Below are 25,438 nucleotides of genomic sequence, written 5' to 3'. Positions count from 1 at the left end.
GTGCTTCAGTACCCGATACCCAATAGCAGCATAGAAAATGGTTCGGGAGCGTCAAGGAGGGAAAGTACGGTCGTGCGGCGCGCGTGGCACTTAGTGATGCCAGTGGCCGCCACCGCCGCTCCAGTAGCCAAAGCCAAAGGAGATCGCGGGCGCGCCCCATCCCCACGCGGGATAGGGGTAATACGCGGGATAAGCCGGATACGCTGGATAGACTGGCCAGGCCGCGACAGCAACAGGCGGCGAGGGATAGAGCGGTCCCGGGTATTGGGTATCGGGGACGGCCGCGGGTGCGGGGTTGGCGGGCAGGCTCGCTTGCGGGCTGGTCTGCAGAACCGCGTTTTCGTGCTGTGTGCTCGCGGCGGGCACCGCGCTGTAGTAGTACGGCGAATAGCCGTATGGGTAATAGTAATAGCAGCCGGAAAGCGCGAGCAGAGCGGCCGTTGCGCTGAGCATCGGGACCCGCTTGAGCGCGCCGCGTGCCCACGTTCGGCTCGACCAGAATGGGCGCGCGGAGGCGCAGCAAGGCGAGGCAAGTGCGGCTAAGGGGCGATTCATGGCGGACTCCTTTCGCGGCCGGCAGGCGTCTGGTTGAAGCGCCGGGCACCCGGAACCTGATCGATCGAGCTTACGCTCCTCACCGCAACCTTGTGTTGCACTCGCGTCACCGGATATTTCACGGGCTTGCATGACTGCATGCACGAACACGGGCATGTAGGGTCGTGGCCAAATGCAAACGCGGCGCATGCTCTTGCGAGACATGCGCCGCGTATCCTCTCTGAAGCCGGCATGTGCAACCGGGATTGCCGGCTAATTTGCCTGTTGTAATGTCGTGGGTTTTTTGTCGTGTCAGGTCGGGCGGATGCAGCCCTTACTTGCCGACCTGATTGCCGATGACGCCGCCCACTGCGGCACCGCCGATCGTGGAGAGCGCACTGCCGCCGATGGCCGCGCCCGCGACGCCGCCGACACCCGCGCCGATTGCCGTGTCGCGGTCGCGCCTCGACATGTTGTCGCAAGCCGAGAGGCTGCCGATCACGGCAACGAGCGTGGTCACAGTGAGGAGGGTGCGTGCGCGTGCGAGTGTTTTCATTTTTCGACTCCTGTTGTATCGGGCGAGGCGCATCAGACGCTTTCCTGCCTGATGCGCCTCCAATACATCCATCGTAGAAGCGTCTCCCGTATCCGGGTGTGTGCGCTTGTCAACGAGTTGTCGGAGTCGTTAGAAATTGTTTCGCGGCGCGCAGCGCACCGTCTTGCGTGCCTTACTGGCGCTGATAAATCTCCGCGCCCTGCTTGATGAACTCGACGGCCTTCACTTCCATGCCCTTTTTCAGGGCCTCGTCGTCGCTCATGCCCTGTTTCGCCGCGAAGTCGCGCACGTCCTGGGTGATCTTCATCGAGCAGAAGTGCGGGCCGCACATCGAGCAGAAGTGCGCGACCTTCGCGGAGTCCTTCGGCAGCGTTTCGTCGTGGAACTCACGTGCCTTGTCCGGATCGAGGCCGATGTTGAATTGGTCTTCCCAGCGGAACTCGAAGCGCGCCTTCGAAAGTGCGTTGTCGCGCACCTGCGCGCCCGGATGGCCCTTCGCGAGATCGGCCGCGTGCGCTGCGAGCTTGTACGTGATGATGCCTTCCTTCACGTCGTCTTTGTTCGGCAGACCCAGGTGTTCCTTCGGCGTGACGTAGCAGAGCATGGCCGTGCCGAACCAGCCGATCATCGCGGCGCCAATGCCCGAGGTGATATGGTCGTAGCCCGGTGCGATGTCGGTGGTGAGCGGTCCGAGCGTGTAGAAGGGTGCTTCGTCGCACCATTCCAGTTGCAGGTCCATATTCTCCTTGATGAGCTGCATCGGCACGTGGCCCGGGCCTTCGATCATCACCTGCACGTCGTGCTTCCACGCGATCTGCGTGAGCTCGCCGAGCGTCTTCAGTTCGCCGAGCTGCGCTTCGTCGTTGGCGTCGTAGATCGAGCCGGGGCGCAGGCCGTCGCCGAGCGAGAAGCTCACGTCATAGGCCTTCATGATTTCGCAGATCTCTTCGAAATGCTCATAAATGAAGGACTCCTTGTGATGCGCGAGACACCACTTGGCCATGATCGAACCGCCGCGCGAAACAATGCCGGTCATGCGGTTGGCCGTGAGCGGCACGTACTGCAGGCGCACGCCCGCGTGAATCGTGAAGTAGTCGACGCCCTGCTCAGCTTGCTCGATCAGCGTGTCGCGGAACATCTCCCACGTGAGGTCCTCGGCCTTGCCGTTGACCTTTTCGAGCGCTTGATAGATGGGCACCGTGCCGATCGGCACCGGCGAGTTGCGGATGATCCACTCGCGCGTTTCGTGAATGTGCTTGCCGGTCGACAGATCCATGACCGTGTCGCCGCCCCAGCGGATCGCCCACGTCATCTTGTCGACTTCCTCGCCGATCGACGAGGTGACCGCCGAATTGCCGATGTTCGCGTTGATCTTCACGAGGAAGTTGCGGCCGATGATCATCGGCTCGCTTTCCGGGTGGTTGATGTTCGCGGGGATGATCGCGCGGCCGCGCGCGATTTCCTCGCGCACGAATTCAGGCGTGATTTCCTTGAGCGCGTTCTCGCCGAAGGCTGCTGCGCCGAACGCCTGGCCCGGATGCTGGCGGCCCATCATCGCGGCGAGCTTCGCACCGTTCGGGCCGCTCGCCTTGAGGCTTTCCAGATACTCGGCGCGGCGCTGGTTCTCGCGGATCGCGATGTATTCCATCTCCGGCGTGATGATGCCCTGACGCGCGTAGTGCATCTGCGTGACGTTCTTGCCGGCCTTCGCGCGGCGCGGCGTGCGGTGCAGGCCCGGGAAGCGCAGTTCGGCCGTGGCCGAATCGGCGGCGCGCTCGCGGCCGTATTCGGAGGAGAGGCCGGGCAGGGCTTCAGTGTCGTCGCGCTTTTCGATCCAGCCTTGACGCACTGCGGGCAGGCCCGCGCGGATGTCGATCTTCGCTTCAGGATCGGTGTACGGACCCGAGGTGTCGTAGACGTAGATCGGCGGATTTTTTTCGCCGCCAAAGCCCGTGGGCGTGTCCGATTGCGAGATTTCGCGCATTGGCACACGGATGTCGGGCTGCGAACCGGTCACATAGATCTTGCGGGAATTGGGCAGCGGCGCAATCGCGGCTTCGTCGACGTGCGCGTTGGCGGAAATGAACTTCGGATTCGCGTTCATGCGTCTCTCTCTCCATGCAAAGCAAAGTGGGAACAGCGGCTTAGCAGGAGATGAGACGGAACGTGGACGGACTTCGCTGTGATGAGGTGAGGCGTTTGCGTTGCGAAGTCCGGACGCTTCCCTGCGCTGGCATTATCCAGATCAGGTTCAAAGGGTATTTCTCACCCACGCAATACGCGGCTTGAACATTCGTCTGAACGATTCGAAGCGGCGCATGACGCAGGACCCCCGCGTAAGCAGGCCAAACGATACACCGTGCTGCGACGATCTGGCAAGTGCTCTGGCGTGTGAAATGTGCCAGGCGGAGCGTGGACGCGCGTTGCTTATAGCGTGAAATCGTCCGCGGCTTCGGGCTGAAACAGGATGCGGCCGATCTTGAACGTCTCGACGGCGCCGCTGGGCGGCGTGAAGCGCACGGACTCGCCGCGCTTCGCGCCCAGCAGCGCGAGGCCCGCGGGCGAAAAAACGTTCAGGCGTCCGGCGTTGAGATTGGCGCTCACCGGATAGACCACGGTGAACGTGACTTCCTCGCCCGTGCGTTCGTTCACGAGCGTGACCTGCGAGTTCATGGTGACGACATTGGCTGCGACCTTGCGCGAGTCGACGATCTCCGCGCGTTCGAGCAGGTCGTCGAGCATGAGTTGGCGTGCGGGGGCCGCGCCGGGTTCAGCGGCGCATTTTTCGAGGCGAGCGAGATCGAGCTCGGTCAGATAGCGGATTTTCTTCGACATGGTGGTTCTCCTTACGATCCGGGTTTGAAAAAGTGAGGGATCGGCCCGGAGCCCGACCGAACGGCTCCGGAAAGCGGAGGGTGGTTCAGTATGGACGCCGGGCGGCGGCGAGCGGGGCCTGGGAGCCGGGGAGATGTCGTCGGGCGGCGGCGCGCGCATCCGGAAGCGTTCCCGCGCACGCAGACGCGCCGCGCTGGGCGCGGGGCGGCAGGGGGGCGGCGAGATGCACGGCGAGGTGCGTGAGCGACGGATGCATGGGGGACGACAGGGATTGGTGTGAAAGTTTATTGAAAGCAGAGGACATGCTAACACGGTCTTGTTATTCACGGACGACCTGCGCAGGCAACTCGCGTGGACGATGCGTACGGCGTCGGTGAGGGGGTAGCGACGTCTTGCCGCAGATTGGCGCTGTGGCCACCGTGGCGGGCTTTCCAGCACGGCGTTTCAGCCGGCGTTGCGCGCAAGCTGCACGCCTTGCGCATAAAGCATGCTCACCTCGTCCGCAACGGGGTGCCTTGTTGCATAATGCGTGGCGCCCGATTCGGGCTCTTCGTGTCCTTAGTGCCCACATTGCGGCGTATCGAGACACATCTCGCACTTTCTTTTTCGCTGCTGCCATCATGCCGTTGCGCCTCATTCGTCCCGTCCCATGTCCGGCGGGGTGTCCGCGGTCAGTCCTTAGTCTCTCCGCGGGGCAATGACGATGCCTCCCCGTTTGCCTTCTCGCTGGACTGGCGGCTCACTCGCCCATGGGCTGCTACAGGCGCTGATACAGACCGGCACACAATGCTGGCGTCTCGCACGCAGCGTGCGCTTGCCGCAGTCGCGCGGCGGCCGCGTCGCGCTATCGCTCGCGGTCGTCTACTTCGTTTGGGGCTCGACCTATCTCGGCGTGCATGTGGCGCTGGGCTCGTTTCCGCCACTGCTGCTCTCGGGCCTGCGAAACCTGCTCGCGGGCATCGGGCTCTTTGTGTTCGCCGTGCGCCGGCGTCCCCCCATGCCGACGCTTGCCCAGGTGCGTAACGCGGGCGTCGTCGGCACGATGCTGGTGGGCTTGTCGAGCGGCATGCTGGCTTACGGCATGCGCACGGTCGGCACAGGCACCGCGGCCGTGATGGTCGCGACCGTGCCGTTGTTCGCCACGCTCATTGCCGCCGCGGCCGGACGGCGTGTCGCGAAGGGCGAATGGGCGGCGGTGGCGCTCGGTCTCGTCGGCATCGCGATCCTCAGCCACGACGGTGGGGCGAGCGGCACTGCGGGCGGCAGCCTCGCGATTCTCGGCGGTGCGCTCTTCTGGGCGGTCGGCGCGCATCTCGCGGGGCGGCTCGAGTTGCCCTCCGATCTGTTCGTTGCGACGGCGCTGCAAATCGGTCTTGGCGGTGCGATCTCGACGCTGGTGGCATGGATCACCGGCGAACGCATGGGCGCGCTGCACTTCTTGCCGGTGGTCGCGTTCGTCTACCTGATGATGATCGGCACGATGGCCGCGTATGTGGCCTACGGTTATCTGATCCGGCACACGAGTCCGATCGTGGCAAGCAGCTGCATGTACGTGAACCCGGTCGTTGCGGTGATCATCGGGGCGCTCACGCTCGGCGAGCCGATTACGCTCGGCACGATCATTGCCACTGTACTGATTCTCGGCAGCGTTGGGCTCTCGTTCCTGTTTGACGACCGGCGGCGTGGGTCCTGACGTTGCCGGATCGTTCGTAGCGCGAAGGGTTTTTCAACTCATGCTGGAGCGCTGGTAGGCAGTCACGGCGCCGGCATGGTGCGCCGGCGTCGCGGATGCCGCGCCGGTTACTTCGCTTTCTCGGCGCTGTTCGTGATGGCGTGGCCGCCCGAGGACAGGTCCTCGCCCGCGCCCGCGACGGTATTGCAGGCGGCCAGCGCCGCAACCGACGCGGTGACGAGAAAGAGGGCAATCAGGCGTTTCATGAGAAGGGTCTCCGCTGAGTGAGGGAAACCTTGTTGAGCACACCCCGTGCCTGGACGATTTCACGAATTCGCGATGCTGCGCGAACACGTATTCCACGCGGCGAAAGCGTATTACACGGTTACGCACTTGCGTCAGAGTGCGCCCGCGTGGCGTAATGAATCCACGCAGCGAGCCCGCTGAAGCCCAGACCGGCTGCGCACACCCCCATCCAGCCGAACGCATGCCAGGTGGCTGCGCCCACTGCCGATCCCGTTGCCCCGCCGATGAAGTAGCAGACCATGAACACGGTATTTACGCGGCTGCGCGCTTCGGGGCGCAGCGCATAGATGCGCGACTGGTTCGAGATCTGCGCGGCCTGCACACCCACGTCGAGCACGATCACGCCAATTACGAGGCCGATCAGGCTCGTGCCCGAAAACGCGAAGATCACGAACGCGAGGGCGATGAGTGCGATCGAAAGCGTGATGACGGCGCGCGGGCCGCGTTTGTCGGCGGAGCGGCCCGCCCACGGCGCCGCGAGCGCGCCCGCCGCGCCGACGATACCGAACAGACCGGCCACCTGGGAGCCGAGGTGGAACGGCTCGCCCGCGAGCAGCAGCGTGAGCACGGGCCAGAACAGGCTGAACGCCGCAAAGAGGCACGCGCCGATAGCCGAGGCCTCGCGCAGGCCGCGCAATTCGACCGTGAGATGCCAGAGCGTGGCAAGCAGCTTGCCGTAGCCGAGCGTCGATGTCGGCTGGCTCTTCGGCAGCTTTTTCACTACCACCACGGCGAGCACGAGCAGCGCGGCGATCGACGCGGCGAACACCGTGCGCCAGCCGAAGTACTGGCCGACGAACCCGGCCGCCGTGCGCGCGAGCAGGATGCCGAGCAGGAGACCGCTCATGACGGTGCCCACAGCGTGGCCGCGCTGTTCGGGCGGCGCGAGTTCGGCCGAGAACGGCACGGCTTGCTGAGCGATGGTGGCGAGCACGCCGATGGCGAGGCTCGCGCCAATCAGCACCGGCAGCGTGGGCGCGGTTGCCGCGGCAAGCAGGGCGAGACAGAGCAGCCCCGTCTGCACGAGGATGATGCGGCGCCGGTCGATACGGTCGCCGAGCGGCGCGAGCAGGAGCATCCCCAGTGCGTAGCCAAGCTGCGTGGCGGCAGGCACTGCGCCGATCCACGCGGCTCCGGCGGGGAACGTATGGCGGAAGTCGTCGAGCAGCGGCTGGTTGTAGTAGATGTTCGCGACCGCGACGCCCGCGATGGTCGCGAGCAACAGCAGCAGGCCGCTCAGCGACTGGCGTTCGCCAGTGGATGCGGAATCGGGTGTGGACATGTGCACAGTGCGGGCGGCGCCCAGCGATACGGGATGCTGAAATGGTTACCCTCGCTCATGCCGGTAAGACGCAGTTTGCATGAGTTCGGGCGTGCCGATCATACCGGAGCGTGTGCGATCGTGCCGCCCCTCGCGCAGCCGAGTGCCTGGGGCAAACTTTAGACACGTTGTGTGCGCAACATATTGATTGCGTGACTTGCGCGCTGCGAGCCGGATGACGTCGTCATCGGCTTGAGCCGGAATCGCTGTGCCAATGGTAGAATCGCGTCCGCTTTGCCGGCGTGATGAAATTGGTAAACATAGCGGACTTAAAACTAGATTGAGTGCCCAGCCGGAAACGGCCGGTGCAGAACCCCTCAAATTCGGAGAAACCCCTGGACTTTGCGATGCGCAAGCGCGCATTGCGCCGAGGCAACGCCGAGCCAAGCCGGCTGGTGCTTTTCGCACCGGCCAGGAAGGTGTAGAGACTAGACGGGGGGCGCCTAAGGCTTTGCCGCGGTTCAACCCGCGTCGCGTGGCTAAGGCGAAGGCATAGTCCAGCGCACGAACATTCGCGAGAACTCCGCGGGAGGCGTCGAAAGACGTAGTGTGACGAAAATCCGCCGCCTCACGGCTTACCGGTTCAAGTCCGGTCGCCGGCACCAGAACATCTTGAAACCTGAACAGGCTTCGTAAGAAGCCTCTAAACCCGCGATGGCGCGATGCCTCGCGGGTTTTTTGTCGCTGGGCTCATGGGTTGCCGGGATATCGCAACGATGTCCCGGGACGCGTCGCGTGCTCAGCGGCTGCCGATCTGGCCGGTGCGCGGATTGACGAGCCGCGCAAAGCCGAAAAGCGCCGCAATCGCCAAAGGCGCCACGATGAAAAAGGCGGTAAGCATGATACAGGCCGTAACAAAATGTTTCGTCAGTGTATCTGCGAGATGCGCATTGGATATCGGGGAGAACGGCAACAAACCATTGCTATTGCGCAAGGTTTCGCTCAAAAAGTGGGCGTGGATCCGCGAAAGGCTTGATGGACGGGGATGCGCGGCATGTGGGAGGGCGGCTTAGATGCAGTCGAAGATTACCTCTACTGATTGCGGGGTAACGCCACGCAGGCCTTCGCTGTGCACATCGACGGCGTGCATCTCTTTATTTTGCTTGCGGCAATACGCCTGCGCTTCCTTGAAACCGGCGCTGCGCACGTGGTTCCACGAGACGATGTCCCAACGCGCCCGGCTCGTTATCGAAAAATGTCCATCCTGTCTTGAATTCACACTGGTTACCGATGTGCATGCCGTTAGCATGCCAAGACCGAGCAACAGGATGCTGCCTCTCATAAATTCCTCCTGATCGCGCACCATTGTCGCCGCCAAATGCAGCCATTGGCAACTCAGGGGGAATGTTAATTAACTTTCTTGAAATATCGAGGCAGGGGTGGTTAATGCACGTCATGCGCGTGCACGGCAATGACGATGTGAAAACGGTATGGGCGCGTGAGTGCGAGCGAAATCGCCCGAAAAGGAGCGACGCTTGGTCTTTACGCTTTATGACGTGTGTGGTGCCTGAGCGAGCGCATATGCCAGATACGCACGCTATGTCCCGGTACGGGCGTCAAGGCGTGCCGGCGAGGAATATGCGCGTGTGCAGCCGTGAAACGGCTATGGCACAGAACCTATCCGGTCCATCCGGTCGCCGCGCGGCAACGCGACACAAACCGAACGGTTTGTTGGTGTCGCGCTGGCGTCCGGTGCAGTTCGGCGGAATCAGTCGTGCGCGACGATTTTGCCGACCTGAGCCTGTCCAGAGACGAGGCACGATGAGAGGAAATTTTCTCCCTGGCTGCGCGCGCCGATGGCGGTGAAGCCGCGCGCGAGTGCGTCGAGCCGCACGAGCTCCGAACCTTGCGTGCAAGTGACCGAGCCGCTTTCGTGCGCCTGCGCGCGTGTCATCGCCCGGTTCGCGAGGAGGAGTGCGAGGATGATGACGACGCCAACATTGAATGCTTGTCTCATGATTTCGTCTCCTTGTGCAGTCAGACTATCTCAGCCTTTCGGCATATGTATCCAGGAGTTTCCCGGCGATGCAGTGCAACACATGCGGCGCACGGAAATACCTTGAAATGCAGGGGGAGTAATAGTTCGGCATCCTTGCGTTGCGGCCCCTGGTCTGCCGAGCCTTATGTGGCGCGCCTGTGCGTAGAGATGCACCATCACTGTTCCCAAATGTTGAGGACGTTGCATTGCAGCAATGACGCGTCGCGTCACGCATGACGACAGCTAACAAATGTAGCGCCAGGTAAATCAAATCCTGCGTGGCACATCGACACGGCTTAATTTGGAATGGTTTTAATGTTTGATATCAATCGCTTTTTGCGATGCCATTAAGCGATTTGCATCGCGTAATCGTGCTTCTCAAGGACAAATGCCGCGGTGTTAATGGGGTGTGATCATCGGGCTGCAGGGGAATGATCTGCAAATCTTGAAATGCATTCGCCGATGCTGCACTATCGGTTGTCCAGTCCCCTTTTACTTGTGCGAGGTGCGGCAATGCAGTTGATTGGCATGATGGATTCCCCATATGTGCGCCGTGTGGCGATTTCACTGCACGTGCTTGGGATGCCGTTCGAGCATCGCAGTGTGTCGGTGTTCCGGCACTATGACGAGTTCGCGCAGATCAATCCGGTCGTGAAGGCGCCGACGTTCATCGACGACGACGGCACGCTGTTGATCGATTCCACGCTGATCCTCGATCATCTCGACCGCAAGGTGCCGCCGGCGCAGCGCCTGATGCCGGAGGAGCCGCAGGAGCGCACTTTCGCGCTGCGCGTGAACGGGTTCGCGCTGGCCGCCATGGAGAAGACGATCCAGCAGGTGTACGAGCGCCAGTTGCGGCCCGAGGAGCGCCAGCACGAACCGTGGCTGCAGCGCGTCACAGGTCAGATGCACGCCGCATATGCGGCGCTCGACAAACTGCTGGAGGGCCGCGTTGGCTGGTTGTGCGCGGGGCGGATCACGCAGGCCGACATCACGGCCGCGGTGGCCTGGCGTTTCACCCAGCACATCTTGCCGGGTGCCGTGGATCCCGCGCGTTATCCGGCGCTTGCCGCGCACTCGGCCCGCGCCGAAACCTTGCCGGAGTTTGTCGCGACGCCGCTCGAATGAGCTTCGGGACCGGACATCGCTGATGCTGGGTCACTGCTGTTTACACGATTGTTCGTGTTTGACGACAAGTGACTTCGCGTCCGGACCATTTATCGGCGGACGCTCCATTCCTAGAATGGCTCTCATGGAAACGACGCTACGTCAGTGAGACGTGGCGGTTTCAGCGGGAGCCGTCATGAAATCCTTTATCGAACGACAACTGTATCAACCAGCACTGGTCCTGCCGATGGTGGACCTCATGCAGTTGATGGTGTCGCTCGACTTCAACATGGGTCAAATCGGGCTGATGGTGGCGACGCGCGGTGCGCGCGCGGCGCTGCAGCGCTCGCGCGAACTCTGGTGTGCAAGCCACGAATGCGTGACGCCGGTCGAGCGCGTCCATTGAACCTGTTTCCTCTCGAGCGATAGACAGCGTACTGCCTTTACGATTCTCCCCCCGACGCGCAGCGGCATCGCCCGTTTGCTGTTGTAGCGTCACCCTGTGAGCCGCCCCATGATCCTGGGCGGCTCTTTTTTTCTCGTTTTCCGATTCGAAATTCCAGTACAGCCCAGGCGTGACGTTTGCGGTGCCGGCGTAAGATGGCGCGAACGTGATGCGCGCATGTGAGTTGCACGATGTTTCGCACGAGGAGAACGGCATGGCACAGCGTTTCGATGCGATCGTGATCGGCACCGGGCAGAGCGGTCCGCCGCTCGCAGTGCGGCTGGGAGCCAGCGGGCGCAAGACGGCGGTGATCGAGCGCGCGGTGTTCGGCGGCACGTGCGTGAATGTCGGCTGCACGCCGACCAAAGCCTACGTGGCCTGTGCGCGTGCCGCGCATGTGGCGCGCCACGCGGCGGACTTTGGCGTGAGGATCGGCAACGCCGCGCAAGACGCCGATGTGAGCGTCGATCTCGCGTTCGTGAAGGCGCGCAAGGACCGCATCATTGGCGCGTCGCGCGATGGTGTCGAACACTGGTTGCGTAATGCCCCTAACGTGACGGTGTTGCAGGGGCATGCGCGCTTTAGCGCTGCACATGTGGTCAGCGTAACGTTAGCGGGCGGCGAAACGGCGACGCTCGAAGCGCCCGAGATCTTCATCAACACGGGAACGCGCGCCGCCGTTCCCGACGTGCCCGGGCTCGACCGTATCCGATACGAAACCAACTCTACTTTGCTCGCGTTGGAGACGTTGCCAGCGCATCTGGCGATTGTCGGTGGTAGCTACGTGGCGCTCGAATTCGCGCAGATGTTTCGCCGTTTCGGCAGCCGCGTGACGGTGCTCGTGCGTGGGGACCGCGTGCTGGTGCGCGAGGACGACGACGTGGCCCGGGCCGTGCAGGACGTGCTTGCGCGCGAAGGCGTGAAGTTTCGCTTCGGCAATGCGCCCCGCAGCGTCGCGCCGTTCGGCGCTGGCGGCGAGGGTGGCCAGCATTCGGACGGCATACGTATTGAACTCGGTGGCGAAGCGCTTGACGTTTCGCATCTGCTGTTCGCCACGGGCCGCATTCCGAACACCGACGATCTCGGGCTCGACGCGGCAGGCATCGAGCGAGACAAGCACGGTCTTATCGCCGTCGATGGAGAACTGCGCACGCGCGTGCCCGGTGTATGGGCGCTTGGAGACGTGAACGGGCGCGGAGCATTCACGCACACCTCGTACGACGATTACCAGATCGTCGCGGCCAATCTGCTCGATGGCGCGCGCCGTAGCGCCGACACGCGTATTCCCGCCTATGCCGTGTTCGTGGATCCACCGCTTGCCAGGGTGGGGGCGAGCGAGCGCGAAGTGCGCGCAAGTGGGCGGCCCGCGCTGATCGCCACCATGCCGATGTCGCGCGTCGGTCGCGCCCGCGAGCGCGGAGAGACGGAGGGATTCATGAAGGCGCTCGTGGATGCGCAATCGCAGCGTATTCTGGGCGCGACGATCTTCGGCGTGGAGGGTGACGAGGCAATTCACACCTTCATCGACACGATGACCGCCGACGCGCCGTATACGACGCTCGAATACGCGATGCACGTTCACCCGACGGTGAGCGAACTCGTGCCGACCTTGCTCGACGGACTGAGGCCGCTCGTATGAGCGTGCCAGGCGAAAACGCGCACTCCGGGGAGCCTGCCGGCGCTGCGGCGGTTGGTCGTTCAGGCAATCTCTACGCTGGTATCGAAGCCAGCGCACGCGACGAGCGTTTCGAGCGGCTCGTCGACCACGCTGGAGTGCTGATCGAGCGGATCGTCTCGACGGGGCAGGCGAGCCCGGAAGGGTTCTGGTACGACGATCCGCGCGACGAATGGGTCGTTTTGCTCGCAGGCGCGGCGGTACTGGAATTCGAGGCGCAACGTGGCGCGCTCCATCGGATGCAGCCTGGCGACTACGTGCATATTCCCGCGCACTGCCGGCATCGCGTGGCGTGGACCGATACGGCAACGCCTACCGTCTGGCTCGCCGTCTATCTTGGCGTGGGTGTTGATGCGCGCGAGTAGGGCAGGCGCGCTGCGATGACGTTTCCTTTCCGGCACGACGCGCGCTGCGTGTCGACGATAATCACCGGTATTCGCTTTCCGTTACGAAACGCCAACCCATGTCACGTCAATATCCGCTGCGCGTCGCGCTAGTTTCCGATACGCACAATCTCGTGCGGCCCGAATTGCTGCGTTTCCTCGACGGCAGCGACGCGATCATCCATGCGGGCGATATTTGTGAGCAAGGCGTGCTCGACCAGTTGGCGCAGATTGCGCCGTTGACCGCCGTGCGCGGCAACAACGATCGTGGCGCATGGGCGGAGGCGCTGCCGGTGCAAACCGTGGTTGAAATCGGCGGTATCGCGGTTGCCGTCGTTCACGAACTGCGCGATCTGCGCGGCTTCGGCGACGGCCTGGCGGCGCAGGGCATCGCCGTCGTGGTCAGCGGCCATTCGCACAAGCCGGAGCACGACATGCGCGATGGTGTGCACTACGTGAATCCGGGCAGCGCCGGACCGCGCCGCTTCAAATTACCCATTTCCGCCGCGATGTTGACGATCGGAAACGAGGGGCTGCTGCACGTCGAGCACACACGGCTGATCGACTAAGCCAATTGTGCATTCAGAGCATGACGCGTCACGCCGAGCGCAGGACGTAAAAAAGGCCAGCGCGGGGCTGGCCTTCGATACGTTCCGATGCGAAATCCTCGGCGCGAGAAGCGCCGGGCTGCGTGACGATTGCGTTACACCCGAACCGCAGCGTGCGCGGCATAGCGCTCGTCGATTTCGCGGGCAACACGCACACCACGCATCACCGCATGGGCTTCGGCCTTGGTGCCGACGCACGGCGCGGAGCCGAGCAGCGGCTTGCGTGCCGTCTCACGCAGCGCCAGCACCGAGACGATGCCGATTACGGCCGCGCCCATCAAGTAGTACGCGGGCATCATCAGGTTCTGCGTGTGCTCGACGAGCCAGGCGGCGACCAGCGGTGTCGTGCCACCGAACAGCGACACCGACACGTTGAAGCCGATGGCGAGCGCGCCGTAGCGGATCGCGGTCGGGAACAGCGCCGGCAGCGCGGAGGGCATCACGCCCGTGAAGCACGAGAGCAGCGTGCCGAGAATCAGGAGACCGAAGAACACCGGCAGCAATTCACCCGTCTGGATCAGCGTGAGCGACGGGATCGACAACGCGATCAGGCCGACGCAGCCCGCGAGCATCACCGGCTTGCGGCCGATGATGTCCGAGAGATGGCCGAACGCGAGCGTCATCGGCATCATCAGGACCATCACGATCAGCACGAGAAAGAGGCCGTGCGTTTCGTTGAAGTGCAGCGTCGCCGAGAGGTAGCTCGGCAGGTACGAGAGCGCCATGTAGTCAGTCACGTTGAAGATCAGCACGAGGCCCACGCACAGCAGGAAGGGGCGCAGGTGCTCGGTGACGAGCGACTTCAGCGTGAGCTTCGGACGTGAATGTTCTTGCGCTTCACGCAGTTCGGCTTCGCGCTTGAATGCGGGCGTTTCTTCGAGCTTGGTGCGGATGTAGAGACCCACGAGGCCGAGCGGGCCCGCGATCATGAACGGCACGCGCCAGCCCCAGTCGAGCAGTTGCTCGTGCGAGAGCATGGCGGTCAGCACGGCAACCGTGCCCGCGCCGAGCACGTAGCCGATCAGCGTGCCGAACTCGAGGAAGCTGCCCATGAAGCCACGGCGCTTGTCGGGCGCGAATTCGGCGATGAAGGTTGCCGCGCCGCCGTATTCGCCGCCCGTCGAGAAGCCCTGGATCAGGCGCGCCACGAGCAGCAGAATGGGCGCGGCAATGCCGATCGAGTGGTACGACGGGATCAGGCCGATCGCGAAGGTGCCGCAGGCCATCATGATCATGGTCATCGCGAGCACGCGCTGGCGGCCGATGCGGTCGCCGAGCGGCCCGAACACCATGCCGCCAATCGGGCGCACGAGGAACGCGGCAGCGAACGTGCCGAAGGTCGCGATCAACTGCGCGGAAGGATTGCTCGACGGGAAGAACACCTGGCCGAGCGTGACGGCGATGTAGCTGTACACGCCGAAGTCGAACCATTCCATGGCATTGCCGAGCGCCATGGCGCCGACGGCGCGTTTGAGGAGTTTGTTGTCGACGATCGTAATTTCGTCGAGGGTAAGATCGGCCGAAGTGGCCGATGAACCGGAAGTGGAAGCGGTCAAGGTCTGCATCTCCAATGACAGCGACGAGCCTGCAATGGCTCGCCACGGTTGCCGGAGAGTGCCGTTTCGCGATAGCGGCAGCATGTCGTGCGCGAACGCCGCAACGAGAGGGCGCCCGGTGCGCCTGCGAGGCAGGCGGCGCACGAATGGCATGCTGAAGTGTCGCGAAACGACACTCGGTCGAATTGTGCGTATGCGTTGCGCCTTGCGTGGCCGTGGTTGGGGGGCAGGACGCAGAAGGACGCTGGACTCGCACGAGGGTGCGAAGTGAAGCGCCGCTGAAACGAAAAAGAAGGCTCGCGTGGCGAAGCGTTCTTTTTGTATGAGCGCAATCGGGCGGAAGGCGTTTTTGGGTGCCGGCCAGATTGCAGTTGATGACTAATGTCTGTCGAACAAAGCGTTATGATAGCACGATAACGTAAGATCGTGCAAACCGCCCGCCTGGCGGGGCTCAGGGTATAGCCCGCCAGGCCCCGTGTGGCGGGCGATTGCGCGGTCTTGCTGGCCATAATGACGCAGCTCGGCAACGCGTCGCCCGAGTGGGCTGGGTGGCCCAAAAAGTGCATAAAAAAACCGCGCCGGGGCGCGGTTTTTGCAGTCGGTCTGGCGATGCTTCGCCAGCGCCGCTTCAGTCTTCAGCCTTCGGTCGGCGGCACGTAGCCCGACGCCTGGTCGGCGCCTTCGCCGAAGAAGAATTTCTCCGTTTGCTTCATCAGGTATTGGCGCGCGCGCGGGTCGGCCATGTTCAGCCGGTTCTCATTGATGAGCATGGTCTGCTGCTTGAGCCAGGCTTGCCATGCCTCTTTCGAGACGTTTTCATAGATACGCTTGCCGAGTTCGCCCGGCAGCGGGGGGAAATCGAGTCCCTCGGCTTCCTTGCCGAGCTTCGCGCATTGGATCATACGGGCCATGCTGTGCTTCTCCTGTAGTCGTATCGGGTGGCGGCGTGTCGCTGCGTCGTCAGTAGTTGGGGGCGCTCACAGTTGTTTCATCAGCACGAGCGACTTGCGCTGCCAGTTATAGAGGCGGCGGCGGTCTTCGGGCAGGTCGTCGACGGTGGCCTTCACGAAGCCGCGCTTCAAGAACCAGTGCTCGGTGCGCGTGGTGAGCACGAAAATGCGCGTGAGCCCGCGCGCTCGCGCGCGCTGCTCGATGCGGCGCAGGAGCCGCTCGCCGTCGCCCGAGCCCTGCGCCTCGGGCGAGACCGTGAGGCACGCCATTTCGCCGATGCGTTCCTGCGAATAGGCGTAGAGCGCGGCGCAGCCGAACAGCACGCCGTCGTGCTCGATCACCGAGAAATGGTCGATGTCGCGTTCGATCTGGTGGCGTCCGCGCCGCACAAGCGTGCCGTCGCTTTCGAGCGGCTCGATCAGCGTGAGAATGCCGCCGACGTCGTCCGGCGTGGCTTCGCGCAGGCTCTCCAGGTTCTCGTACGAGATCATGGTGCCCACGCCATCGTGCAGGAACAGTTCGAGCAGCACGCTGCCGTCGAGCGCGTAGGGCAGGATGTGCGCACGGCCCACGCCGCCGCGGCAGGCGCGAATCGAATGCTTGAGGTAGAAGCCCTCGTCGCCGAGCACGGTACCGCTTTCCTGCAGCTTGTAGGCGTCGTCGAGCGACATTTCGCGGATCAGTTCGCCGTCCTCGTTAGCGAGGCCCGGCGTTTCCGTGAGGAAAATGATCTTGTCGGCGCGCAGCGCGATGGCGGCGGCCGAGGCGACGTCTTCCATCGACAGATTGAACGCCTCGCCCGTGGGCGAGAAGCCGAGCGGCGAGAGCAGCACGAGCTTGCGGCTCGCGAGCGAATGGCGGATCGAATCTGCGTCGATCTTGCGCACGACGCCCGTGTGCTGAAAATCCACGCCATCGAGAATGCCCACCGGGCGCGCCGTCACGAAGTTGCCCGAGACCACGCTGATGTGCGCGTGCGCCATCGGCGTGTTCGGCAAGCCTTGGCTGATCGCGGCCTCAATGTCGAGGCGCACTTCGCCGGCGGCTTCTTTTGCCGATTCCAGCGCGCGGGCATTGGTGATGCGCATGCCGTGCGAGAACTCGGACTCGACGCCGTGCAGGCTCATCTGTTCTTCAACCTGAGGGCGCGAACCGTGCACGAGCACGATCTGGATGCCCATGGCCTGCAGTAGCGCGATGTCGGCCACGAGCGCGTTGAGCAGGTTCTGGTGCACGACTTCGCCGCCGAAGCCGACCACGAAGGTCTTGCCCTGGAACATGTGGATGTAGGGCGCGACCGATCGCATCCAGTCGACGAACTGCGCGTGCTGCGCGGCCTGCTGGGCAGCTTGCTCTGAAGCGGGGTCCGCGGCGGCGGAAGCCGGCGCGCTCGCGGAGGCGGGGACGAGGTCGGTTTGGGAATTCATGCCCGGGATTATAATGCGCCCCCATGTCGAATGTACCCAAAAGACCTGCCTCGGCGCAGGGCAGCAACACCCCCGGCGGGAAAGACGCGGCGCACGGCGACGCGCAGGAAAAGCGCGCGTCGCAGAAGTATGGCGACGGAACGAAGCTGGCGTCGGCCGACCGGCTTGCCGCGCTCGTGGGCGCTGGGTCGCGCGATCAGCAAAAAAGCGCGCAAAAGAGCGCGCAGACGGCGGAGCAAAAGGGCAGTCTGAACGCCGGGCAAACGCGTGCGCAGACGGCACCGCAAACGCAGGCACGACCGCAAGCACCGACGCAAGCACCGACGCAAGCACAAGCTCAGCCGCAGCAGGCAAAACCGCAGACGTCCGCACAAACGCAAGCGCAGACGCCGCCGCGAGCCGCACCGCGTGCGGAAAATCGAAACGAGAGCAAGCCGGCAGCGCAGCCGGGCGCGTCGCGCAACGATCGACGCGCGGCGCAGCGCGGCGAACCGCGCGATGCGCAGACGCCGCGCAATCAGCCACCGCGCGCGCAACAGCCGAATCAACCGAAACAATCGAAGCAGCCGAAACACCCGGCGAAGCCGAATCTCGCCGAGCCGCATCAGGCCACACCTCAGCCGGCCACACCTCAGCCGGCCACAACGAAATCCGAAATCGCATCGCGCCCCGTACGCGAAGGCGAGCGCACGCCGCGCGTCGAACGTCAGCAGCGCGCGCCGCGTGAGCCCCGGGAACCGCGCGCGCCCATCGCGCCGAATCCGATTCCGCCGATCACGTTCCCCGAAGCGCTGCCCGTCTCGGGCCGACGCGAGGAGATCGCGCGCGCCATCGCTGAAAACCAGGTCGTGATCGTGAGCGGTGAAACCGGCTCGGGCAAGACCACGCAGTTGCCGAAGATCGCGCTCTCTCTCGGGCGCGGACGCGGCGCGGGCGGCGCCGGCCTCATCGGCCATACGCAGCCGCGCCGGATCGCGGCGTCGGCCACGGGCCGGCGCATCGCCGAGGAGCTCGGTACGCCGTTCGGCGAAGTGGTCGGCTACAAGGTGCGCTTCACGGACAATCTCGCGCCGGGCGCGTCGGTCAAGCTCATGACCGACGGCATTCTGCTCGCCGAGACGCAAACCGATCCGCTGCTCAAGGCCTACGACACGATCATCATCGACGAGGCGCACGAGCGCAGCCTGAACATCGACTTCCTGCTCGGCTATCTGAAAGAGATTCTGCCGCGCCGGCCCGATCTGAAGCTGATCGTGACCTCGGCGACCATCGACGCCGATCGCTTCGCGCGCCATTTCGGCAGCGAGGAGAAGCCTGCGCCCGTGATCGAGGTGAGCGGGCGGCTCTATCCCGTCGAAGTGCGCTACCGGCCGGTGCAGGAAGACAGTCCGGCGGTGAAGAACGCGCAGGGCACGACAGGCCGCGAAAAAAGCGCCAAGTCGCAACGCGACACGGACCGCGACCTGATGGAAGCCATCGTCGACGCAGTGGACGAACTGTGCCGCGAGGGCTCCGGCGACGTGCTCGTGTTCCTGCCCGGCGAGCGCGAGATTCGCGACGCCGCCGAGGCGCTGCGCAAGCATCATCCGCCGCACACCGAGATCCTGCCGCTGTTCGCGCGGCTTTCCGCGCAGGAACAGGAACGCGTGTTCAAGGCGTCGAACGCACGCCGCATCGTGCTGGCCACCAACGTCGCGGAAACCTCGCTCACGGTGCCGGGCATCCGCTACGTGGTCGACACGGGCCTTGCACGCGTGAAGCGCTATTCGTACCGCAACAAGGTCGAGCAGTTGCAGATCGAATCGATCTCGCAGGCGGCCGCGAACCAGCGCGCAGGCCGCTGCGGCCGCGTGGCGGACGGTATCTGCATCCGCCTCTATGAAGAGCAGGATTTCCTTTCCCGGCCAAAATTTTCCGATCCGGAAATTTTGCGCTCGTCGCTCGCGGCGGTGATTCTGCGCATGAAATCGCTGCACCTCACGGCGATCGAGACGTTCCCGTTCATCGAGCCGCCGCCGGGCCGCGCGATCGCGGACGGCTATCAGCTGCTCAATGAACTCGGCGCCGTCGACGACGACAACGCGCTCACTCCATTGGGCCGTGAACTTGGGCGCCTGCCGCTCGATCCGCGCGTGGGCCGCATGATTCTTGCCGCGCGCGACGAGCAGGCCATGCGCGAAGTGCTCATCATCGCGAGCGCGCTCTCGGTGCAGGACCCGCGCGACCGGCCCATCGAGGCGCAGGAGCAGGCCGACCAGGCGCATCGGCGCTTCGCCGACGAGCGCTCCGAATTCCTCCAGTGGCTCAAGATCTGGGCCTGGTTCGAGGAGGCCGTCGCGCACAAGAAGTCGAACAAGCAGCTCGTCGATTCGTGCCGAGCGAACTTCCTCTCGCACCTGCGCCTGCGCGAGTGGCGCGACGTCCATTCGCAACTTCTCACGGTGGTGCGCGAGCACGGCTGGCGCATCAACGAAGCGGACGCGACCTACGAGCAGATCCATCACGCGCTGCTCACGGGCCTGCTCGGCAATATCGGCCTGAAAGCCGAGGACGAGCCGCATTACCTCGGCGCGCGCAGCATCAAGTTCCATCTGTGGCCGGGCTCGGCGCTCGTGAAGAAAGCGGGGCGCTGGGTCGTGGCCGCCGAACTCGTGGAGACGAGCCGCCTGTACGCGCGCTGCATCGCGAAGATCGAACCCGAATGGCTCGAAAAGGTGGGAGCGCATCTGTTGCGCAAGTCGCTGTCCGAGCCGCACTGGGAGAAGCGCGCGGCGCTGGTGAGCGCGTTTGAGCGCGGCGTGCTGTATGGCCTGCCGGTGTATCAGCGCCGGCGCGTGGCGTTCGGCAAGCAGGATCCGGCGCGTGCGCGCGAGCTCTTCATTCGCGGCGCACTGGTGGAAGGCGAATTCGACACGAAGCTCGCGTTCTTCGCTCACAACCGCAAGCTGCTCGCCGATATCGAGCAACTCGAGCACAAGTCGCGCCGCCAGGACGTGCTGGTCGACGACGAGTTGATCTTCGCGTTCTACGATCACGCAATTCCCGAGGGCATTTATTCGGGCGCATCGTTCGAGCGCTGGTATCGCGACGAGTTGAAAAAGAGCGGGCAGCCCGAGGACAAGCTGCGTCTGCTCTACCTTTCTCGCGACGACCTGATGCGCCATGAGGCCGCTGGCGTGACGACCGAGCTGTTCCCGAAGCGCATGACGATGTCGGGCGTGGCGATGGCGCTCACCTATCACTTCGAGCCGGGCTCGCCTCGCGACGGCGTGACGCTCGCGGTGCCGCTCTACGCGCTCAATCAAGTCGATGCGCGCCGCTGCGAATGGCTCGTGCCGGGCATGCTCAAGGAGAAGGCGCATCTGCTGCTTAAGTCGCTGCCGCAGAAGCTACGCCGCCATTGCGTGCCGCTGCCCGAGTACGCGGCGGGCTTTGCCGAGCGCGTGGGCGGCGAGCGCTTTGGCGCGGGCGGGCTCGTGGAGGCGCTCATCATCGACGTGAGAGAGCAGAAGCAGGTTGCCCTGAAATCGGCCGATTTCAAGCTCGAATTGCTGCCGGCGCACCTTTTCATGAACTTCAAGGTGATCGACGAGCACGGTCGCCAGCTCGCGATGGGCCGTAATCTCGCGCAACTGCGCAGCGAGCTGGGCGCGCAGGCGCAGCAGCAGTTCCAGAAGCTCGCGAGCGCGACCGCGCTGGCGGCGCTGGAGGCGCGCGGGAGCGCGGAGCCGCGCACCGTTGTGCAATCCGGGCAAGACGCGCCGCAGCCCGGCGCCAACGCGCCCGCGAGCGCGCCGAAGAGCGGATCCCGGCAGGGCCAGATGCCGCACACGCCCGCGTCCGCCGACGCTGCGCCGGCCACCGCGCTCTACGAAAACCTCACCACCTGGAACTTCGGCAAGCTGCCGGAGTTGCTGGAGATCCGCCGGGGCGGCCAGACGCTGTTCGGCTATCCGGCGCTGGTCGATCGCGGCTCGCATTGCGACGTCGAGGTGTTCGACTCGCCCGAAGAGGCCGCGCGCATTCATCGCGCTGGCTTGCGGCGTCTGTTCGCGCTGCAGCTGCGCGAGCCGATCCGCTATATGGAGAAGAATCTGCCGGGCCTGCGCGAGATGGCCATGCAGTTCATGTCGCGGGCCACCCAGGAGGAGTTGCGCGACCAACTGATCGAGCTCGCGCTCGACCGCGCCTGCCTGCAAGACCCGCTGCCCGACGACGAGGCGAGCTTCCACGCGCGCAAGGACGAAGGGCGCGGCCGCCTCTCGCTGCTTGCGCAGGAGATCGCGCGGCTGGTGGGCCAGATCCTTGCCGAGTACGCGTCGCTGGCGAAGAAGCTCGTGCAGGCGAAAGCGTTCGGCGCACCGGCGGCGGATATGCAGGCGCAAGTCGATGCGCTCATCGGCAAACGCTTCATTCTGGAGACACCGTACGCGCAGCTCGTGCATTTTCCGCGCTACCTCAAGGGCGTGGCGCTGCGCATCGACAAGCTGCGCGCCGACCCGTCCCGCGACGCGCGCCAGGCGAGCGAATTCCTGCCACTCGCGCAGCAGTATCAGCGTGCGCTTTCGCAGCGCGGCGGCGTGTTCGATCCGCGCCTGACCGAGTTCCGCTGGCTGCTCGAGGAGCTGCGCATCTCGCTCTTCGCCCAGGAGCTGCGCACGCCCATGCCGGTGTCGGTCAAGCGGCTGCACAAGGTCTGGGAGTCGATGCTGCGCTGAGGGCCTGGGGCGCCATGACGGCGGGTCGGGCCCCGATCGAAACAGTTCGAAAGTGGCGGCGGAAGGTGCCAAAACCGGGCAAAACAGGCCGACACAGGGACCAGGTGTCGCACCCTGCCGCATTTCATCGTGCCAACGTCAACCTTGCAGGAAGGTAGACGTTCTACAATCACGAACCAGTCCGGAATCAACTCTCCATGCGTAATCAATCTTTCCGCCGCGCCGCGGGCCGCCTCGTCGTGAAGGCCGCCTGCGCCACGCTGGCCTGCGCCGCGTTCGCGGGCATTGGCGCAACCGCCGCGCGCGCCAATAACATCATCGTGCTGAACTCGGGCGAAGCCACGCTGAGCCTCATCGACGACAAGACTCACCAGGTGATCGGCACTGTGCCCACCGGCAAGGAGCCGCACCACCTGTTCCCGACGCCGGACAACAGCTCGCTCATCGTCGCGAATTCGGTGTCGAACAACCTGCTGTTCGTCGATCCGAAGACGGGCAAGCCACAGCGCTGGATCGAGAATATCGAGGACCCGTATCAGCTCGGTTTTTCGCCCGACAACAAGTGGTTCGTGACCACGGGCTTGCGTCTGGACCGTCTCGACATCTATCACTACGGCGGCGCCGGAAATTTCACGATCGCCAAGCGCCTGCCGCTCTCGGCCATGCCGAGCCACCTCGCGTTCACGAAGGACAGCAACACCGTGTTCGTTTCGCTGCAGGTGTCGGGCGAGATCGCAGCGGTCGATCTGCCTACCCAACGCGTGCTGTGGAAGATGAAAGTAGGCGCGGCGCCCGCGGGCCTCTGGCTCACGCCGGGTGAGAAGTATCTGCTCGTCGGCATGACCGGCGCCGACTACGTTGCGGTGGTGGACTGGCGCAACCAGAAGGTCGTCAAGACGATTCAGGTGGGCAAGGCGGCGCACAACTTCCGTTCGATGGTGGATGGCCGCCACGTGCTGGTGTCGAGCCGCGTGTCGAACGTCATCAGCATCATCGACGAAGAGTCGCTCGAGAAAGTGGGCGAGATCAATGGCCTGCTACCCGGGCCCGACGACATGGAACTCACCGCCGACAAGCGCTATCTCTGGGTGACGTTCCGCTTCGCCAGGCAGATCGGCGTGATCGACATGCAGACGAAGAAGCTCATCAAGACGATTCCGGTGGGCCGCTCGCCGCACGGCATCTACTTTTATGACCGTGCGCCGGTTATGTCGCCCAACGGCGCTTGAGTGACCTGGTTCTTAGGGTGCTTCACCCATGATTGGCCGCCGCACATGCTAGCTTTTCTGAACTCCTGCGCACATTGGGCCGCGTCCGGCGCCGACGACCTCGTGTCGTGGCTCCAGACGCTCGTGTATGTCAAGGTCTTGCAGCCGCTGCTCTTTTACGCGGGCTTCATGGACGTGGACGAAGACACGTTCGACGCGCTTTACTGGGTGATCGTCGGCGTGCTGGAGATTGGCGCGATGTACGCGATCCTGCGCCCGCTCGAAGCGCTCGTGCCGGCCGAAAAGTGGCGCGACCGCAAGAGCGTGGGCGTGGACGCCGTCTATACCTGGATCACGCGGCTCGGCATTTTCAACCTGCTGTTCTTTTTCGCGCTGCAGCCGGTTTTCGACCGCGCGCAGGGCTGGTTGCGCCTGCACGGCGTGATGAGCGTCGATATCGACAATCTTTGGCCCGGCGTAACGACCGTGCCGCTCGTCACGTTCGTGATCTATCTGATCGTGCTCGACTTCTTCGGCTACTGGTATCACCGTTTTTCGCACCGCTTCGGCATCTGGTGGGAACTGCACGCGGTCCATCACAGCCAGCGCAAGATGTCGTTCTGGTGCGATAACCGCAATCACCTGCTGGACGTGCTGGGGCAGTCCTGCATGTTCGCCGCCATCGCGCTCGTGATTGGCGTGCCGCCGGCTCAGTTCGTCGTGCTTGTCGCGCTCACGAACTTCGTGCAGAACGTGCAGCACGCCAATATTCGCTGGCACTTCGGCTGGCTTGGCGAGCGGCTCGTCGTGAGCCCGCGCTTTCACCGCCGCCATCACGCCATCGGCTATGGCCACGAGGGCACGACCTACGGCTGCAATTTCGGCGTGCTGTTTCCGTGGTGGGACATGATGTTCGGCAGTGCTTCTTTCAATCGCGAAATCGAACCTACCGGCATTCGTGACCAGCTTGAAGGCGAGCGCTATGGCGAGGGCTTCTGGGCGCAGCAAGGGCTCGCGTTCCGGCGCATCGCGCGGCGGCTCGCGGCGCAGCGGCGCACCAGGGGCGATACCCGCGACGACGCCAGCGCCGCCTGATCCTATCGATTCGATCGGTACTTCGTGATACTTCACGACTTTAGACGGCCCATCGTGCCGTGGTTTATGCTGTCGATTTGACGCACCGAACCCATGGGCCTCGCAATGCTTGCTCGTCTGACCGCTGCTTTCTTCCTCGCATGAACGATCTGTTGCGCTCGTTCGGGCGCGCGCTTGTGGGCGCGTTCCACCCCTCCATGCTGTTCCTCACCTTCGTGCCGTTTCTCGTGGCGGCGGGGGTGTGGGGCGGCTTGCTCTATGCGTTCTGGCAACCGCTTGTCGATGCGCTGCGTCCCGCGCTCGAACATTGGTGGGCCACCGCGTACCTCTACCATCTGTTCGACTTGCTCGGCTATGGCGCGCTGCGCAACATGATCGGGCCATTCGTGGTGATCGTGCTATCGGTTCCGCTCATCGTCATTACCGTGCTGCTGCTGATCGTGGCGATCTCGATGCCGCGCGTGATCCGCTATCTCTCCGCCCGGCAGTACTCGACGCTGGAGGAGCGGCATGGCGGCAGCTGGTACGGCAGCCTGTTTCATTCGCTCTGGACCACGGTGATTTGCATCGTGCTGCTGTGCGTCTCGCTGCCGTTCTGGTTTTTTCCGCCGTTCTTCGCGGTGTTGCCGCCGCTGTTGTGGGGCTGGCTGACCTATCGCGTGATGACCTACGACGCGCTCGCGCTGCACGCCACCACCGAGGAGCGACGCGAACTCGTGCGCCGGCACCGGCTGCCGCTGCTCGCGATCGGCGTGGTGAGCGGCCTGCTCAGCTCGCTGCCCACGGCGATCTGGATCGCCTCCGCGTGGCTGCTGTTGTTTTTCCCGTTCGTAGCTGTGGCGACCGTGTGGATCTATGCGTTCATTCTGGTGTTCACGGCACTCTGGTTTGGCCACTACTGCCTGCACGCGCTCCAGCGCCTGCGCACGGCGCAAACGCACCAGACGGGGCATGATGTGACCGTCACACACTAAATCTGCACTGAATCCGCACAGGAGTCCGCGGCTCTCGACTCCCGACTCCCGCGCTTGCGAAGAATTGCGACGAACCACGACGAACTACA

22 protein-coding genes and 1 riboswitch are annotated in these 25,438 nt (G+C 64.0%); of the genes, 10 read left to right on the top strand and 12 right to left on the bottom strand.

Annotated features, from left to right (window positions below):
* Positions 1-90 precede the first annotated feature (90 nt).
* The 4 genes from HV773_RS29975 to HV773_RS29960 form a co-directional block, all read right to left on the bottom strand.
* Positions 91-555, bottom strand: a complete 465-nt coding sequence (locus tag HV773_RS29975) for a hypothetical protein (protein ID WP_227875376.1) — start codon at positions 553-555, stop codon at positions 91-93.
* A 313-nt stretch (positions 556-868) separates the two neighbouring features.
* Positions 869-1,090, bottom strand: coding sequence for a glycine zipper 2TM domain-containing protein (locus HV773_RS29970; RefSeq protein WP_129561730.1), 222 nt, complete (start codon positions 1,088-1,090; stop codon positions 869-871).
* Positions 1,091-1,262: 172 nt separating this feature from the next.
* Positions 1,263-3,194: a phosphomethylpyrimidine synthase ThiC gene (gene thiC / locus HV773_RS29965; protein WP_129561731.1), complete on the bottom strand. Its 1,932-nt coding sequence runs from the start codon at positions 3,192-3,194 to the stop codon at positions 1,263-1,265.
* Between the two features lie 100 nt (positions 3,195-3,294).
* Positions 3,295-3,434: riboswitch (TPP riboswitch) on the bottom strand.
* A gap of 83 nt (positions 3,435-3,517) precedes the next feature.
* Positions 3,518-3,925, bottom strand: coding sequence for a GreA/GreB family elongation factor (locus HV773_RS29960; protein ID WP_129561732.1), 408 nt, complete (start codon positions 3,923-3,925; stop codon positions 3,518-3,520).
* Between the two features lie 697 nt (positions 3,926-4,622).
* Here HV773_RS29960 and HV773_RS29955 point away from each other — a divergent pair.
* Positions 4,623-5,618: an EamA family transporter gene (locus HV773_RS29955; RefSeq protein ID WP_227875377.1), complete on the top strand. Its 996-nt coding sequence runs from the start codon at positions 4,623-4,625 to the stop codon at positions 5,616-5,618.
* Positions 5,619-5,725: 107 nt separating this feature from the next.
* Here HV773_RS29955 and HV773_RS29950 read toward each other — a convergent pair whose 3' ends face one another.
* The 5 genes from HV773_RS29950 to HV773_RS29930 all read right to left on the bottom strand — a co-directional run bounded on the left by HV773_RS29950 (position 5,726) and on the right by HV773_RS29930 (position 9,181).
* Positions 5,726-5,863 (bottom strand): entericidin A/B family lipoprotein, encoded by a 138-nt coding sequence (locus HV773_RS29950; RefSeq protein WP_035530981.1) that lies wholly within the window; start codon positions 5,861-5,863, stop codon positions 5,726-5,728.
* Between the two features lie 119 nt (positions 5,864-5,982).
* Positions 5,983-7,185 (bottom strand): MFS transporter, encoded by a 1,203-nt coding sequence (locus HV773_RS29945; protein WP_129561733.1) that lies wholly within the window; start codon positions 7,183-7,185, stop codon positions 5,983-5,985.
* Between the two features lie 778 nt (positions 7,186-7,963).
* Positions 7,964-8,170 carry a hypothetical protein gene (locus HV773_RS29940; protein ID WP_129561734.1) on the bottom strand — a complete coding sequence of 69 codons (207 nt, stop codon included), beginning with the start codon at positions 8,168-8,170 and terminating at the stop codon, positions 7,964-7,966.
* 63 nt (positions 8,171-8,233) lie between these two features.
* Entirely contained in the window at positions 8,234-8,506 is a 273-nt protein-coding gene (locus HV773_RS29935) for a hypothetical protein (RefSeq protein WP_129561735.1), read from the bottom strand.
* A 426-nt stretch (positions 8,507-8,932) separates the two neighbouring features.
* On the bottom strand, positions 8,933-9,181 hold the full coding sequence (locus HV773_RS29930; protein ID WP_129561736.1) for a hypothetical protein: 249 nt from the start codon (positions 9,179-9,181) through the stop codon (positions 8,933-8,935).
* 534 nt (positions 9,182-9,715) lie between these two features.
* On the opposite strand from HV773_RS29930, the gene HV773_RS29925 reads away from it, so the two are divergent.
* The 5 genes from HV773_RS29925 (at position 9,716) to HV773_RS29905 (ending at position 13,381) form a co-directional block, all read left to right on the top strand.
* Positions 9,716-10,330: a glutathione S-transferase family protein gene (locus tag HV773_RS29925; RefSeq protein WP_129561737.1), complete on the top strand. Its 615-nt coding sequence runs from the start codon at positions 9,716-9,718 to the stop codon at positions 10,328-10,330.
* A gap of 175 nt (positions 10,331-10,505) precedes the next feature.
* Positions 10,506-10,715 carry a hypothetical protein gene (locus HV773_RS29920; protein WP_129561738.1) on the top strand — a complete coding sequence of 70 codons (210 nt, stop codon included), beginning with the start codon at positions 10,506-10,508 and terminating at the stop codon, positions 10,713-10,715.
* A gap of 253 nt (positions 10,716-10,968) precedes the next feature.
* Positions 10,969-12,393: an FAD-containing oxidoreductase gene (locus HV773_RS29915; RefSeq protein ID WP_129561739.1), complete on the top strand. Its 1,425-nt coding sequence runs from the start codon at positions 10,969-10,971 to the stop codon at positions 12,391-12,393.
* Positions 12,390-12,794: a cupin domain-containing protein gene (locus tag HV773_RS29910; RefSeq protein ID WP_129561740.1), complete on the top strand. Its 405-nt coding sequence runs from the start codon at positions 12,390-12,392 to the stop codon at positions 12,792-12,794. The genes HV773_RS29915 and HV773_RS29910 overlap by 4 nt, the downstream gene beginning before the upstream one ends.
* Before the next feature lie 98 nt (positions 12,795-12,892).
* Positions 12,893-13,381, top strand: coding sequence for a metallophosphoesterase family protein (locus tag HV773_RS29905; protein WP_129561741.1), 489 nt, complete (start codon positions 12,893-12,895; stop codon positions 13,379-13,381).
* 134 nt (positions 13,382-13,515) lie between these two features.
* On the opposite strand, the gene proP is transcribed toward HV773_RS29905, so the two are convergent.
* From proP to argA, 3 genes are all read right to left on the bottom strand, one after another.
* Positions 13,516-14,985 (bottom strand): glycine betaine/L-proline transporter ProP, encoded by a 1,470-nt coding sequence (gene proP, locus HV773_RS29900; RefSeq protein WP_129561742.1) that lies wholly within the window; start codon positions 14,983-14,985, stop codon positions 13,516-13,518.
* 626 nt (positions 14,986-15,611) lie between these two features.
* The gene (locus tag HV773_RS29895; RefSeq protein WP_027793465.1) at positions 15,612-15,887 is read right to left on the bottom strand and encodes an oxidative damage protection protein; all 276 of its coding nucleotides are present in this window, start codon (positions 15,885-15,887) and stop codon (positions 15,612-15,614) included.
* A gap of 66 nt (positions 15,888-15,953) precedes the next feature.
* Positions 15,954-17,354 (bottom strand): amino-acid N-acetyltransferase, encoded by a 1,401-nt coding sequence (gene argA / locus HV773_RS29890; RefSeq protein WP_129561743.1) that lies wholly within the window; start codon positions 17,352-17,354, stop codon positions 15,954-15,956.
* A gap of 23 nt (positions 17,355-17,377) precedes the next feature.
* On the opposite strand from argA, the gene hrpA reads away from it, so the two are divergent.
* The 4 genes from hrpA to HV773_RS29870 all read left to right on the top strand — a co-directional run bounded on the left by hrpA (position 17,378) and on the right by HV773_RS29870 (position 25,349).
* Complete coding sequence (gene hrpA / locus HV773_RS29885) at positions 17,378-22,072, top strand: ATP-dependent RNA helicase HrpA (protein ID WP_227875379.1); 4,695 nt, start codon at positions 17,378-17,380, stop codon at positions 22,070-22,072.
* A 197-nt stretch (positions 22,073-22,269) separates the two neighbouring features.
* Positions 22,270-23,301, top strand: coding sequence for a YVTN family beta-propeller repeat protein (locus tag HV773_RS29880; RefSeq protein ID WP_129561744.1), 1,032 nt, complete (start codon positions 22,270-22,272; stop codon positions 23,299-23,301).
* A gap of 45 nt (positions 23,302-23,346) precedes the next feature.
* Complete coding sequence (locus tag HV773_RS29875) at positions 23,347-24,375, top strand: sterol desaturase family protein (protein WP_129561745.1); 1,029 nt, start codon at positions 23,347-23,349, stop codon at positions 24,373-24,375.
* Positions 24,376-24,515: 140 nt separating this feature from the next.
* The gene (locus HV773_RS29870) at positions 24,516-25,349 is read left to right on the top strand and encodes an EI24 domain-containing protein (protein ID WP_129561746.1); all 834 of its coding nucleotides are present in this window, start codon (positions 24,516-24,518) and stop codon (positions 25,347-25,349) included.
* Positions 25,350-25,438: the final 89 nt, after the last annotated feature.

Source organism: Paraburkholderia caffeinitolerans, assembly GCF_902859945.1.
Lineage (GTDB): Bacteria > Pseudomonadota > Gammaproteobacteria > Burkholderiales > Burkholderiaceae > Paraburkholderia > Paraburkholderia caffeinitolerans.
The sequence above is the reverse complement of the archived record's forward strand: the minus strand, read 5'-3'. Positions and strand labels throughout refer to the sequence as shown.